A 13,935-nucleotide genomic window follows, 5' to 3' on the forward strand; every position below is an offset into this window, starting at 1 on the left:
GATTCGGACTTTTCGAGGTTCGCCGCATAGGCTCCCACTTCGGCCGTGGTGAACACCACGAACTGTCCCGCGTAGGAGGGGTCCGTCAAAATCTGCTTGTAGCCCGCCATGCCGGTGTTGAACACCGCTTCGCCGACGGTATCGGTAGCACTACCAAAGGCATACCCGTGGAACACGGCGCCATCCGCCAGTGCCAAGAACGCTTTCTTCTCGCGTTTCGCTTTCCAGTTGAATTTATCTGTCATATATTGCTCGCGTGTGTAATGAAAATGTCTGTACAAAAAGAAAGGCAAAAGCGGGATGCTTTTGCCGAAGGAAGAAAAAAAGTAGTGGTTATGAGGGGCAGAAAACCGACGATATTCCCGAAGAGGGCCGTTTGGCTGCGCTGCGATACTCTCGTAGCGACAGGAGTCTGGTGGGCTTCGATGTTTTCCGATAATTGCATCGGAACCATAATTTAAAAAATGAATATTTCGTTGGCGAGAGATGAAAAAGGAATTTTTTTTTGAAATAACACCGTTTTTAGGCTAGATTTTTACATTTTCTTTCCTAGTAACGATTTAATTTTACATTTTTTGTAAAAGATGTTTTGGCAAAAATTTCCGTCTTTATAAAACAAAGCCTTTTTATATATATTTAAAACATGATAAAAGATTTGACAGATGCTTTGAATGGGGTGCTGCTCGGAAAGTCCGAGACTGTAGAGCTTTTGGTGATGGCGCTGTTGGCGGACGGCCACGTGCTGGTGGAAGATGTTCCTGGTACCGGCAAGACGACGCTTTCGAAGGCGCTTGCCGCGGCGATTGGCGCGGACTTTGCGCGAATCCAGTTTACGCCGGATTTGTTGCCTGCCGATGTGACTGGCGGTGCAGTATTCAAGGCGAATACGGGTGAATTTGAAATCAAGAAGGGTCCTGTGTTTACGCAGGTGCTTTTGGCCGACGAAATCAACCGAGCCTCGCCGCGTACGCAGAGTGCCTTGCTGGAAGCCATGGAAGAACGGCAGGTGTCGCTGGAAGGCGAACGCTATAAGCTGCCGGAACTTTTCATGGTGCTGGCTACTGAAAACCCGGTGGAATTCCACGGGGTGTTCCCGCTGCCCGAAGCGCAGATGGACCGCTTTATGGTGCGCATTTCGGTGGGTTATCCGAGTGCGGAGACGGAACTTGAAATTTTGCGCGCACATCGTATAAGTCGCCCGATAGATACTTTGAAGGCGGTGACGAGTCCCGAAGAAATTTTGAAGGCTCGTGCCACGGTACGCGGTATTCATATTGATGAATCGCTGGAGCGCTATGTGATTTCACTGGTGCAGGCGACGCGTAACGACGGCAGCGTACGTCTGGCGGCTAGCCCGCGTGCCGGATTGAATCTGGTGCGTATGGCGCAGGCGTGTGCGTATGTGAATGACCGCGACTTTGTGAATCCCGATGACATTCAGCGCGTGTTTTTCCCGGTGATGGAGCACCGCGTGTTCGCCAAGGACAGTGGCGACCCCGACGCCAGCAAAAAGATTTTGCAGGGAATGTTAAAACAGGTCGCGGTGCCGAAATAAATGTCTTTCTTCCATTGGTTTATTCGTTCTATTCCGCGGGCCCCGAAAAAATCGGGGCTCCTGATGGCGATATACTTTTGGTGGCTAGATTACTTTACTCCGGCAGGTCGCGCGTTTGCCTCGCTTTTTTTGCTTGCCATGTTTGCAGGCGCGGTGCCTGGATTTTGGGCGGCCTGGTTTTTTGCGGGTATCGATTTTCTGCTGTTCCTGGGGCTTGTCTTTAGCCTGTTCGTGACGGCGAAGCGGAGCAAAATTTGGATAGAAAGTGTAGCGGTGAATCGCGTGCGCGAAGGTGAAACGGCTGCGGTGACCGCGTATGTGGCTGTGCGCTCGACGATTGATTGCGTGACCTTGGGGGCAAACCGTTTGCCGCCCTCGCTTACAGGCCTTGAATCGGATCGCGAAAAAATTAGGAAGGGTGAGCCGCCTCGCAAAATGGAATGCTTTGTGAAAACGACACGGCGTGGCTCCTTCATGCTGAACAAGGTTTCTGCGAATGTGCCCGAGATTATGGGACTTTTGCGCTGGCCTTATGGATACAACGGTTCCGTAGAACTGCTGGTTTACCCGCGCGCGCTCAGGGTGCAGGAATTCCCGTTCCTCACGCAAGGAGTTTCGGGCATGGTCTTTGCGCCGTTTTTGATGCCGAGCCTGACGCGAGGCATGAATTTTATTGGAGTACGGCCTTACCGCGAAGGCGATTCCTTGCGGGACTTGCACCATAAGGCTTTTGCCCGCTACGGAAAGCCTTTCACGAAGGAATTTGAGGTGGAACGCGGCGCGGGAGTGATTCTGCTGTTGGATACGGCGACACCGAATTTCAAGTCGCGACAATACTTGGAGCAGGCAATTCGCATGACTGCTGCGGTGGGTGAGTGGCTCCTGGACCGCGAAATTCTAGGTCGATTCTTTATTGACAGCGAAGAAATTGCGCTGGATGGCGGTAGCGAAAGCCGCAAGAATTTGCTGGATGCCTTGGCGAGAATTCCTCCTGTATCGCTTGCGCACGGAAAACCGCCGGTACCTTGGGCTCCTGCGGCACGCCCGATGGATCCGGTGCTTCGCATTGGACTTTACGAAAACGAAGAACCGCTTGTAAACAAGCATATCGTGGTCGGAAAATATCCGGCTTCGACTGATGACAAACTGCGGGTGGTATCGCCAGAAGAATTGGATGGCCTTGAACGCGGGGTGGTGACGCTATGATGGCGAGCGAGAAAGTTGACATCCGCTACGCCTTTAAGGTGCTGTTCCTTTGCCTTGCCTCGGTGAATCTAGGGCATACGTTTGATTTCTTGTGGCTCGGCCTTTTGTTTGCTATCTACTTTGTGGTTGTCGGCGTATTGAATGCAACGTGCCGCCGCGAATTTGCGAAGCGCCCGCGCTACAACAAGATTTTGGCTTACGGCGCGATTGTGCCGCTAGCGCTTTTCTGGGTGATGACTCCGTCCGTTGAAAATGGCGTGTCGCCTTATCTGATATTTTTGCCGGGAATTTACCTACTGTATTTGGCGGCGTTGCAGGAACGGAGCCGCGGGAACGGTGGTTTTGAAGTCTTTGTCGCCTTTGACGGTGTGGGCGCATTGCTCTTTGGAATGTACATGGTTCCGTACGGCTGGGGGGTTGTCGGACTAGTTGGATTTTTACTTGCTCTTTTCGCCTATAGTCGTCGCGGAACGGCTCCCTATAAGTACACCTTCTTTTTTCTCGTAATGGCAGTGCTCGGTGCAATTTCTTATGGCGGTTGGCAGTACTGGAAAACGCAGCGTTACCGTTACGGAGCGAAAATGGCTGAAGAATATGAATTGCGCGAACGCATGATGGGCTTTGATCCGGTCGCGGTGCTGGGGAGTTTCGGAAGCAATTACAATTCCCGCTATAATGATCAGGTGGTGCTGCGCGTCTGGGAAAAGCATCCGTCGCGGTATTTTAAGGCGGCTAGTTATGAAAGGTATGTGGCAGGAGTATGGAAATTTCCGATGGGCTATGCCAAGAAACTTTTCCCGGCCTATTATCAGGTCGATTATGCGGTACTCGAGGTGGTAGATTCGTTGACTGTGGCGGATTCGACTCGCGAGGTGGATCAGGTATGGGTTCAGTCGACGCTCGATAACTTTGGCTTTGTGTTTGCTCCTTATGGCGCAGTGGGTTTTGCTGCAAAAGATGTTGACTCGTTGAAATATTTTGCGGGAGGCATGGTTCAGGGCCTGAATGGTAACGGTAATCGCTCTGACTGGTATTATTTTAAATGCAAGCCCGTTTCGGAGGGGGCGTGCGAAATGCCTGATTCCTTGCTGAATTCCGCAAAAGGCGACATGCTGGTGGGTGAACGGTATTTTCCGCTAATTGATTCGGTGATTGCGGCAATGGGTCTGCGCAATGTGCTTCCACCTGATTCTGTAGGGAATTTGGCAATAGAGAGAGCTGCTGATGCTTTGGTGTTGCAGAAAATGCTTGCCTATTATCTAACGAACTTTACCTATTCGCTTTCGGTGCCGGGAGTTACGCGCTGGAAAGGAGGCGATGTCTCTAATGATCCACTTTTTGTATTCTGGCGCGAAAAGCAGGGGTTCTGTGAATATTATGCGACGCTTTCGGCGCTGGTGCTCCGTCGCTTGGGAATTCCTTCGCGGTATGTGACAGGCTTTGCAAATCCTGAAGTGGTCGAGGGACTGCCTTATAGTATTTTTCGCCGCAAGCATTCGCATGCATGGGTCGAAGCGTATGTGGATAATCGCTGGGTAATCTTCGACCCGACGCCTCCCATTTTGCCGCAGTTTGCGAATACGCCCAGCTGGTGGAGCGTCAAATGGGAGGGCGTGCGCGGGCGTTTCGCTCGCGTGATGCATGCCCTTAAAGAAGGCGAGTGGCGTCGCGTCGTCGATAGCTGGCAGAATCAGTCAACCGCATTGTTAGAAAGTCCGGTTCTGTATGTGGTGCTCGTGATTCTTGTCGCAGGCTTTGCTGGCCGCAAGATTTATATTGCGTATAAATTAAGAGCCAAGGATCTCACCTTTGTTTCGGCACGGTCTCTGGAATGGGTGAAAAAACTTGACCGCGCTGAGCGGGATTTGACTCGCGTGGGACTTCGCCGTGAAGCCGGCGAAACTGTCAGCAAATTTGCGGAACGCTGCCGGATTGCGCTTTCACACCTTGCCGAGAACCAAACCCCTCTCAAAAAAATCCAGAAGGCAAAGAATGCACTTGCGGTTCTAAATGATTATGAAAAAAAACGCTGGAAAGCTTAAATACCAAAGACCAACGACGAACCGTTAAATCCAAACATCTTTTTCGGCTTTCTCTCGTTTCTCGTCTTTCGTCTTTCGTCTAAAAAAACTATCTTGTTCTTCAAAAAATCAGGAGATTATATGTCTGTACAAGTGATGGTAAATGGTATTCCGGGCAACATGGGCCGCATTGTGGCCGAAACCTGCGTGGCTCACGGTCTCGAACTCGTTCCGTATTCTCTGACGGGTGAAATTATTGTGGAAAACGAAGCCGAAGTCGCCGGCAAGACCATCCAGCTTTTGAAGCCGAGCAATCGCGAAGCTCGCATCGCAGAAGTTCTTGAAAAGTACCCGAACCTCATTTGCATCGATTACACGCACCCGACGGCCGTGAACGACAACGCCGCTTTCTATGTAAAGCACAAGATTCCGTTCGTGATGGGGACCACCGGCGGTGACCGCGAAGCGCTCGCCAAGCTCGTTGCCGATGCCAATCACCCGAGCGTGATTGCCCCGAACATGGCAAAGCAGATTGTCGCTTTCCAGATGATGATTGAATTCTTGGCTAAGGAATTCCCGACGGCATTCAATGGCTACAAACTCTCCGTGGTAGAAAGCCACCAGAAGACCAAGGCCGATACGAGCGGTACCGCGAAGGCCGTGGTGGGCGACTTCCAGAAGATGGGATTTGACTTCACCGTCGACGATATCGAAAAGGTCCGCGACGAGAAGGAACAGATGGAACGCATGCACGTACCCGAAGAATACCTCGGCGGTCACGCATTCCACACCTACAGCCTCGACAGTGCCGATGGTACGGTTCACTTTGAATTCCAGCATAACGTGTGCGGCCGCAAGATTTACGCCGAAGGCACTGTGGACGCGGTGAACTTCCTCGCATGTCACATTGCAAACGGAACGGCCAAACCCTTCAACATGATGGATGTTTTGCGTTCTGGAAAGATGAGGTAAATGCGCTCGTATATCCTCCGTCGCTTACTTTTGATGATCCCGACTCTCATCGGGATTTCATTGGTATGCTTTATCCTTATCCAGCTATTGCCGGGTGGACCTGTGGAGGAAATGATTTCACGAGCGCAGCAGGCCGCTGCGATGAAGGGCGGGGTAGATGCCTCCAAGGCACTCTCGCCCGACCAGATTGCACAAATCCAGGCGTACTTCGGTTTTGACCAACCCGCCTGGAAGCGTTACCTGACTTGGCTCTGGAACGTTCTGCATTTGGATTTGGGCTCCAGTTACACCTACGGACTCCCCGTGTGGGACGTGATTACGAGCCGTTTCCCGATTTCGCTGTTCTTTGGAATTACCTCGTTCTTCTTGAGTTACCTTGTCTGTATTCCGCTGGGTCTCTGGAAGGCGGTGCATCACGGGAGCAAACTCGATTCGCTTTCTTCGGGCGTGATTTTCTCTGGCTACGTGATGCCGGGTTACGCTCTCGGTATCCTCCTGATTATATTCCTCGCGGGCGGCTCGTACCTTGACATTTTCCCGCTAGGCGGCCTCACAAGCGATGACTTCGAAGACTTTACCTTCTTCGAAAAGATTGTGGACCTCGGGCACCATTTGATTTTGCCGATTTTCTGCTACATGATCAGCGAATTTGCGTTCCTCACGTTCTTGATGAAAAATTCAGCGCTCGAAGAACTCGGCAAGGACTATATGCGCACGGCGCTTGCCAAGGGCATGAGCTTTAACCAGGCGCTCGTTCGCCACGCGCTCCGTAACGCCCTGATTCCGATTGCGACTCGTCTTTCTGAAATCTGCACCTTGATGTTTGCGGGCGCCCTCCTTATTGAGAAAGTCTTCGATATCGACGGCATGGGCCTGCTTTATTACAACTCCATGGTCAACCGCGACTACAACGTGGTCATGGGAGTCATCTTCCTGAGCAGCTTGATGGCTATGGTGGGGCGCTTGTTCAGCGATATCCTCTACACCCTCGTAGACCCGCGCATCAAATTCTCGTAGCTTTAAGGCGTTATTTTTCTCTCGTCTTTCATTCCTCGTCTTTCGTCTTTTTTATATTACAAACCATGAGTAACGAAATTGTTTCGCCTGTTATTGAAAAGTTTTTGAAGTCCCGCGGCTATGCCGACTACGAAGTCACCTCTATCGCCGGTGCCGGTTCGGGCCGCAAGTATTACCGAATTGCCTCCGGTAAGCAGAGTGCCGTGTTGCAGGTTTCTGCCTCGGTCGATGAAGATTTTAAGCGTTTTGTGGACTATGCCGAAGCTTTCGGTTCTTTCGGACTTCCGGTGCCTAAGATTTATTGCGTAGACGAAGCATCTTGCTCTGTGCTTCAAGAAGACCTGGGTGCCCACAACTTGCTCGACAACATTGTTTCGCCGGGTTCCGAAAAGAAGACGGGCAACGTTCGTATTCTTTACCCCGAAGTCATCGATTCCTTGATTAAGTGGCAGAATATTTCCCGCTCGCTTTTCAGTTCTCGCTCTGACCTCTGGCTGCGTCGCTTTGATTTTGCCGCCCTCAAGTGGGAAACCGACTACTTTACTGAAAATTACTTGAAGGCCCATAAGGGAATTCAGGAAATTCCTGAATACGTGCGCAACTTCTATTCCTTGATTGCTGTTTCTGTGGAAGCCCAGCACAAGGTGCTGATGCACCGCGATTTCCAGAGCCAGAATATCATGGTGAAGCCGAATTCCGAAATCGCCTTCGTGGATTTCCAGGGCGCACGCCGCGGTGCTATGTTCTATGACCTGGCTTCTCTCTTGTGGGACCCGTATGTAGAACTTTCGCTGACCGAAATCAAGGACTTCTTTGAATATTGGCGCGTTTCTTATCGCGAAACCAAGACCTACACCAAGGAAGACGCTTGGGAAGCCTTTATTCACGCTAGCTTGCAGCGCGTGATGCAGGCGATGGGAGCCTATTGCTTCCTCAGCAAGGTGAAGGGAATCCAGAAGTTCGAACAGTACATCGAACCGGGCAAACGCCAGCTGCGTTTTGTCTTTGATGAATTCAAGAAGATGGCCAAGGCGACTTCGCCTAAGGTGTTTGATTTCATGGAAAATGCGTTGGCGTAAATGCAGCCCTTCTATGTAAAGCATTATTTGGAACCTGAGCCGTTCCCAAGGGCATTGGGCTTTGCTTACGACGCTCTGGTGCATGGACCGATCAAGTTCGATGCCATGGCAACATGGAAGTCCCTGTCGGAACGTGTATCTCAGGGAATCTACATGGGCGAGGGCCTCTTGTTGCCGCACACGCGGGTGCCGGGGCTTCCGCAGCCTCTGTTTGCTTTTGCCGTTTGCCCCAAGGGATTTACCGACATTGCCGTGAAGGCGGGGCAAGTGCCGCAGTTCATTTGTCTGCTCTTGTCTCCGGCGGAATCTGCAACATGTCATACGCAGTTTATTGCAAACATAGCTCGTAAACTGCTGAACCCGGAGTGGCGTGCCCAGATGTTAGAAGCCAAAACTCCCGAGCACCTGAAAGCTTTATTTGAAGAGTATGTTTAGTACTGGAAACTCCCGCCGACCATAGCGCGGAAGCCTTCGTAATCACCGAAGTAACGGTCATAGCCTGCGCGGAAAGTCATCCATTCCCACGGCTTGATTTCGATTTTACCGCCGACTTCCACGTAGTGCAAAGAGGTGTTGTCGTTCAAGAATTTTTTGTCAGTATCGCTTTCGGGCGTGTGCATGTCGGTGATGTTTCCGCCGAAAGCCGTGTCCTTGGCGACGGCACTTGCATGTAGCGTACCTTTGAACAAGGCGTCTTTCAAGAGTCCGTTTTCGACTTTATAAAGTCCACTGACTTCGCTATAGATTTCGCGGCTGTTCGGACCGAGATCGGTGCCGAGACTCTGCGAATAGCTGCGGTACGTGTAACCGCCGCCCTTGTGGTGCGTGTATACCCAAGGTTCTACGCGGGTGTATTCCAGATACCAGTTCCAAAGCGTGCTGCCGAGTTTAAGGCTATCGCGGGCGATGCCGACCGAGGTGGCCCACTTGTTGCCCCACCAGCCGTCATCGAACATGCTCGTAGGCGATTTCATGTCGTCCCACAAGAGTTCTCCGTAGAATTCCCAATGCGTAATCGTTTTAACGCTCAAATCGAACGCGAGTGAAATGTTGTCCTGGTCGCCCTGCAGGTGTTCCTGGAAAACATAAGGAATGAATGGAATCACATAGGCCCATTCAAATTCGCGTCCCGTGCTGTCGGCATCTTCGTTCGGGTTCGGGAATTCCTCGGTGGTGCTTCCGTAGAGCGCCGTTTCAGAAAGGCCGAATGTAATGTTCTTGGGCAAATTCAAATCCAAACGGTGTACGTGCATGTACTTGCCGAAGTTCTTTTTCTCGAAAAGCTTCATGGCGTACTGCGAGTAAACGATTGGGCCCAATTCAAACTGGTAGCCGAAATAAGGCGTGGGGGCGGGTTCGAAAATGCGGCTCGTAGAATCTTGCCACGGGCGGTAATTGCTCTGCTCGCCGCGCAAAATTACATGGTTTCTGCGGGCGGGGCCCATGCTCAGGTAGTCGAATCCGGCAAGTAGCTTAACGGCGTCCAAGTCGTAGCTGGCGTTAGCTGCGAAAATATCCCAAGTGCGCTTGTTGTCGCTCTGCTTGTTGTAGGGGATTCCTTCGCTCGGGTTGTAAAAGTTGTCGTAGATTTCTTTATTCGTGTGGTCCGTGCTCACCTTGACGCGGGCGTTGAACAAGAATCGTTCAGTAAAGTGTCCGTTCAAGAACAGGCGTACTGATGCCGAATTGTCGTAATGCGTCGGTGCATTCGTCAGGTTCGTAATCGCAAGCGAGTCGACCAACTGCGCGCCAATATTCACCTCGTGGTGGCGTGCGGAATCTGCAATGGTGATATGTGAGGCAGTGGCTGTTGCAAAAGAATGCATCGTAAGGATGGCGAGGATACTCGCTAGGATTGTCTTTGCATTAATGCTTAATTTCATAGGTTCCGCCATTTGTCTCGATAAATTTTTTGAAAGCGTGTTCCGAAAGGATTATCTGCATAATCTTAAAGGCTCGGTTCCATTGCAATCGCTTGATTCGGAGTAAAATGCTTATACATAAGCCAGTAATGTATCCGAATGAGGGAAAATGATTCTTTTGTGCAAAAAGAATCCTGTTGCGAATCATGAGACAGTCTATGAAATAAGGTACTTCACCCTTTCCTTGTTCGCTGCCGGTCGAAGATCCGATGTCATGCGTGATAATGCTTTCTGTTGCCCAGCCGAGTTTGAGTCCTTTGCGTTTTGCCTCGAGACAGTAGTCGCTTTCCTCGAAGTACAAAAAATAGTCCTCGCTCAGCAACCCGACTTTTTGCAGGCATTCGGGAGAAATCAGGAAAGATGATCCTTCGATATAGTCGTAATTTTGATCTTCGGTCGAATGGGGGCGGTGTACCGAGGCAAATTTGGGATGGATGAAACCGACGCCTCCAGAAAAATCTCCGTTATTTTTTTTGATGACAGAACCAGTAATCCCCGATTTCTGTACAGTCGCTGTTTCAATTAGTTTTTCTAGAGCTTTTTCGCTAGGAATCGTGTCGTTGTTCAGTAGCCAGACAAAGGCGTCCTTATTAGCATTGAGTGATTTCTTGATTCCCTGATTGCATGCTGCGGCAAAACCTATATTCTGCTTGTTGTAAATCCAGATGACAGGAAAAATAAATGAATTGGCCTGGAAATAGCTTTTGCTTTCCTCAGTGGATGCGTTGTCGATGATGTAAACCGCATCGGGTTTGACCGTTCCCTTCTCAAGGGCGCGTAGACAGAGAACCGTCTTCTCGTGGTTCCTGTAATTGACCAAGATTGTATGAACGGAACTCATTATTTTTTTCCAAAAAAACGGGTAATCACAGGTGCTCCGAGAATTCCATAGATGATGATCGGAATCATTTTGGCGCGGCTCTTGATATGCGGATAAATGCTGTGCGCGTTGTGGATAACCCAGGAAAGGTATTGGGGAATAAACGCCTTGCCAAGGCGATCCTGGATATAGGTTATATAGTGATTGAGGAAATTCTGTTCTTCTGAGGACAGGTCTTTGTATATGGGGGAGTCCTGAATGGTTCTGGACCATTGTAAGTTGAGCTTCAGGTTTCCTGTCCAGGTATGAGTATGGCCTAGTCCAATGGCATTTTGACCATGGATGCGATAGCGAATGACGGGGACGTCTATGGCAGATACTCCATTTTCGATGCTTGCGCACAAGGCAATCCATTGATCATGTACGGGAACGCCTTCGGGAATAGGTAGGATTCGTTTCAGAAGGTTTGCTCGGAAAAGAGTCATGCAGCCGGTGACATTTGTAAATCCAGTCAGGAGGGCCTTTAGGGAAAGTTCCTTGGGAATGAAATTGATTTTGCGCCAGGATTGGCTGATAATTTTGTCATCGCCATCAATGACTTGGGCGTCGCCAAAAATCAGGCTGACTTTTTTTTCGCAGATTTCCTTCTCGAGTATATCAAGCTTTTGCGGAAGCCAGATGTCATCTTGATCGGCTAGGGCTATAAGGTCGTTGTCTGTAAGCTGCGGACGTATGAGCTCAAGAGCCCTCGAAAAGGCTGCCCGGTGTCCTCCATTTTGAGATAAGGGCGTTATTTGCAATGGAAGCTTGGATTCATACTGTCTCAGGATTTCAATGGAACGGTCGCTAGAACCATCGTCTACGGCGATGATAAGGTCGGCTTGTCTAGTTTGCGCCACAAGTGAATCGAGCATCTTTGAAAGATACTTTTCGCCATTGTAGGTCGCGAGAACGATGCCGATTTTCGCCATACCCTGAATATAGCAAAAACGCTTTTTTTAAGGGTGTTTGGGGCGGTTTTGAATCATGTTTTTGCTATTATTTTAATGTTTGAGGGATGTACTATGAGCCTTGCGAAAGTCCTTTTTGTTTGTGATAAAAATGAGTGTACCAGTTTCGGGCGATTGACGCTGAATCTGGTCAAGGCGGTTTCGGGAAAATACGATGTCCATGTACTCTGGCTCAAGACTCCCAAGTTTTTTGGCGATGTCGCTAAAACGAATGCGGCGGCTTCGCAAGATTCAAATTATGTATCCCACGAAGTGTGGGCGAAATCGCTCTATACGGGGTATTTGAGTTTCCGTTCTCCGCTAAAAAAGATAGTCAAGAAAATTCAGCCTAAGATTGTTTTCTTTATTCGGCCGGAACTAGGGTTCTTGGTACCGGTGGTGAAGGGCCGTGCAAAGACGGTCATGTTCGTGCACGATACTTTTGCCGAGACTCTGTACCCGAATAGCGCGAAGTTCAAACTATTGAACTTATTCTACATTCGCCCGACTGTCAAGGCGGACTTTTTCGTGTACAATTCCAATTGGACTCGTGGCCAGGCGGCAAATCATTTTGGTGCGAGGATGTCCTCTAAACCAGGGGCCGTTATTGGCTGTCCCATCGATAGCGCCCTGTTCAACAAGCCCGAAACGAAACCGACGCTTGAAGAAAAGAAGGCTTTTCTCCGCAAGTACGGCATCAAGAATTTTGATGGCATGTGCCTGAATGTAAGTCTCGACGAACCGCGCAAGAATATCGAGACATTCTTTGAAATGGCAAGCCTCAGGCCGCATGTGGCCTTTGTTCGCGTGGGCAAGTTCTCGGAACATCTGCGTGCTATCGTGAACGAAAAGAAACTGTATAATGTCTATCATTTTGATCAGTTCGGAGCCCAGGAGTTGCGTGAATTCTATCGCTATTCTGATTTGATGGTATATCCGTCATTCCTCGAGGGATTTGGGCTTCCGCCTATTGAAGCGATTGCCTGCGGAACGCCAGCGCTTTGTGCCGCAACCTCAGCAGTCAAGGAAAATCTCGAAGGCGTTTGTCCGCTGATCGATCCACCGACGGATGCCGAGGCTTACGCACGCGTTGTCGATCGCGTGCTCGCCGGCGAAAAAGTGATGGATGACGAAAAAGCAGCGGTCCTTCTGGACCGCTGCTCCATGGAATCGTTCAGTAAACGTGTCGTTGATTTTTTGAATTCTATTTTCGACGCCACACCTTAATCAGGCTGTGATTCTTTCTGGTCGCAAGCCAGAATGTGGGCCAAATCAGAATGATGTCGCGGATTAGGCTTGTCCACGCCTCTGCCTTGTCGTGAGCGTTGCCGTCTTCAAGCTCAAAGCAACCGCAGGTAATGCCGAGGTCGTTGCCGAGCGCCCATGCGAGTGCGATGATAAAGCTTACGAACATCCAGAAAATCGCGAAAGCCGATTCACGCACAAACGGCGTTACGATCATTGCAAGTCCGAACCAGAATTCAAACTGTGGGTACACCAGCGCAAAGAAGTTGTTTGCGCTTTCTAGGTGCAAAGCGGGGAAGAACTGGTACTGCGCCACAAGGACGGCGAACTGATGCGGGTCCTGAATCTTGTAGACGCTTGCGAAAATGAACATGCCGCCAATGCCCACGCGGAACAGTGTTTCGAGTGCGCGGATGGCGAAGTCCTTTTGCAGGCGGTAAGCTGGGACACAAATGGCGGTCGCAATTGTAATCGCGACAAGTCCTACCTGAATATTGTAGCGGTATGCCTTTGGCCACAAGTCGATAAGCCAATCCTGATCGGTGAACGTCAAGAAAGATTCCGGAAATGAAATCTCGGCGACACCGATTGCCACAAGGACTGAGGAGACAACGAGCAGTACTGCAGAAATGATCGTATTTTTCATTACAGAACCTCACCTGGCTTTTCTAGGATTTCCTGGCTTCCAATCCATTCGACGGACTTGGCGTCGTCGACGCGGATGTTGTTGATTACGGCAAGTGCGATGCAGAAGGCCGCTATGCCGAGTAATATAATCCAGTTGAGGGATTTTAGATAATTTACGGAAAACTTTAAAAATTTATCAAAAATGTTCTTCATGCCTATTAAAATACAAAAATTCATGTGAAAGATTTTAACAAATAAAAGGCTCCGGTGTTACCCGAGAGCCTGTGGATGGAGTTGAATCTCTAATGCGAATTACTTTTCATAGAAGGTCATGCCGTTGGGGAGGGCGATTTCCTTCATGGAACCCACATCGACTTGGGCAACCGACTTGATGTCACCGCCGTAGATGATCATGCTACCCGAGCCGCTCGGCTTGAATGCGGCATTGGAAGTGCCGTAGGCGGTTCCCGCCGTGAAACTTG

General features: G+C 50.1%; 14 protein-coding genes. 8 read left to right on the plus strand and 6 right to left on the minus strand.

The genetic code is table 11. From position 1 onward, the window contains the following. Window positions 1-245, minus strand: a 245-nt coding sequence (locus tag Q0628_RS05340; RefSeq protein ID WP_298768857.1) for a carbamoyl-phosphate synthase domain-containing protein, incomplete at its 3' end; no start/stop codon positions are given. Window positions 246-643: 398 nt separating this feature from the next. Between Q0628_RS05340 and Q0628_RS05345 the strand changes: the two genes are divergently transcribed. From Q0628_RS05345 to Q0628_RS05375, 7 genes are all read left to right on the plus strand, one after another. Next, window positions 644-1,555: a MoxR family ATPase gene (locus Q0628_RS05345; protein ID WP_298768859.1), complete on the plus strand. Its 912-nt coding sequence runs from the start codon at window positions 644-646 to the stop codon at window positions 1,553-1,555. 63 nt (window positions 1,556-1,618) lie between these two features. Beyond that, on the plus strand, window positions 1,619-2,761 hold the full coding sequence (locus Q0628_RS05350) for a DUF58 domain-containing protein (RefSeq protein WP_298768861.1): 1,143 nt from the start codon (window positions 1,619-1,621) through the stop codon (window positions 2,759-2,761). Further along, window positions 2,758-4,803: a transglutaminase family protein gene (locus tag Q0628_RS05355; RefSeq protein WP_298768863.1), complete on the plus strand. Its 2,046-nt coding sequence runs from the start codon at window positions 2,758-2,760 to the stop codon at window positions 4,801-4,803. The genes Q0628_RS05350 and Q0628_RS05355 overlap by 4 nt, the downstream gene beginning before the upstream one ends. A gap of 120 nt (window positions 4,804-4,923) precedes the next feature. After that, complete coding sequence (dapB, locus tag Q0628_RS05360) at window positions 4,924-5,754, plus strand: dihydrodipicolinate reductase (protein WP_298768865.1); 831 nt, start codon at window positions 4,924-4,926, stop codon at window positions 5,752-5,754. Continuing rightward, window positions 5,755-6,771, plus strand: coding sequence for an ABC transporter permease subunit (locus Q0628_RS05365; RefSeq protein WP_298768867.1), 1,017 nt, complete (start codon window positions 5,755-5,757; stop codon window positions 6,769-6,771). Between the two features lie 65 nt (window positions 6,772-6,836). Continuing rightward, window positions 6,837-7,850, plus strand: a complete 1,014-nt coding sequence (locus Q0628_RS05370) for a phosphotransferase (RefSeq protein WP_298768869.1) — start codon at window positions 6,837-6,839, stop codon at window positions 7,848-7,850. Beyond that, window positions 7,851-8,285, plus strand: coding sequence for a PTS sugar transporter subunit IIA (locus Q0628_RS05375; protein ID WP_298768870.1), 435 nt, complete (start codon window positions 7,851-7,853; stop codon window positions 8,283-8,285). It abuts the gene before it with no gap. On the opposite strand, the gene Q0628_RS05380 is transcribed toward Q0628_RS05375, so the two are convergent. From Q0628_RS05380 to Q0628_RS05390, 3 genes are read right to left on the minus strand one after another with little or no spacing between them, the layout of a single operon-like run. Continuing rightward, window positions 8,282-9,733: a hypothetical protein gene (locus Q0628_RS05380; protein WP_298768871.1), complete on the minus strand. Its 1,452-nt coding sequence runs from the start codon at window positions 9,731-9,733 to the stop codon at window positions 8,282-8,284. The genes Q0628_RS05375 and Q0628_RS05380 overlap by 4 nt on opposite strands. After that, on the minus strand, window positions 9,717-10,613 hold the full coding sequence (locus Q0628_RS05385) for a glycosyltransferase family 2 protein (protein WP_298768874.1): 897 nt from the start codon (window positions 10,611-10,613) through the stop codon (window positions 9,717-9,719). The genes Q0628_RS05380 and Q0628_RS05385 overlap by 17 nt, the downstream gene beginning before the upstream one ends. Then, window positions 10,613-11,563: a glycosyltransferase gene (locus Q0628_RS05390; protein WP_298768876.1), complete on the minus strand. Its 951-nt coding sequence runs from the start codon at window positions 11,561-11,563 to the stop codon at window positions 10,613-10,615. The genes Q0628_RS05385 and Q0628_RS05390 overlap by 1 nt, the downstream gene beginning before the upstream one ends. 93 nt (window positions 11,564-11,656) lie before the next feature. Between Q0628_RS05390 and Q0628_RS05395 the strand changes: the two genes are divergently transcribed. Then, window positions 11,657-12,808, plus strand: coding sequence for a glycosyltransferase (locus Q0628_RS05395; protein WP_298768879.1), 1,152 nt, complete (start codon window positions 11,657-11,659; stop codon window positions 12,806-12,808). Here the strand turns inward: Q0628_RS05395 and Q0628_RS05400 are convergent. Then, the gene (locus tag Q0628_RS05400) at window positions 12,786-13,472 is read right to left on the minus strand and encodes a MauE/DoxX family redox-associated membrane protein (protein WP_298768881.1); all 687 of its coding nucleotides are present in this window, start codon (window positions 13,470-13,472) and stop codon (window positions 12,786-12,788) included. The two genes, Q0628_RS05395 and Q0628_RS05400, sit on opposite strands and share 23 nt — an antisense overlap. Continuing rightward, on the minus strand, window positions 13,472-13,666 hold the full coding sequence (locus Q0628_RS05405) for a hypothetical protein (RefSeq protein WP_298768883.1): 195 nt from the start codon (window positions 13,664-13,666) through the stop codon (window positions 13,472-13,474). The genes Q0628_RS05400 and Q0628_RS05405 overlap by 1 nt, the downstream gene beginning before the upstream one ends. Between the last annotated feature and the right edge of the window lie 269 nt (window positions 13,667-13,935).

It is taken from the genome of uncultured Fibrobacter sp. (assembly GCF_937877005.1).
In the GTDB taxonomy this organism is placed as follows: domain Bacteria; phylum Fibrobacterota; class Fibrobacteria; order Fibrobacterales; family Fibrobacteraceae; genus Fibrobacter.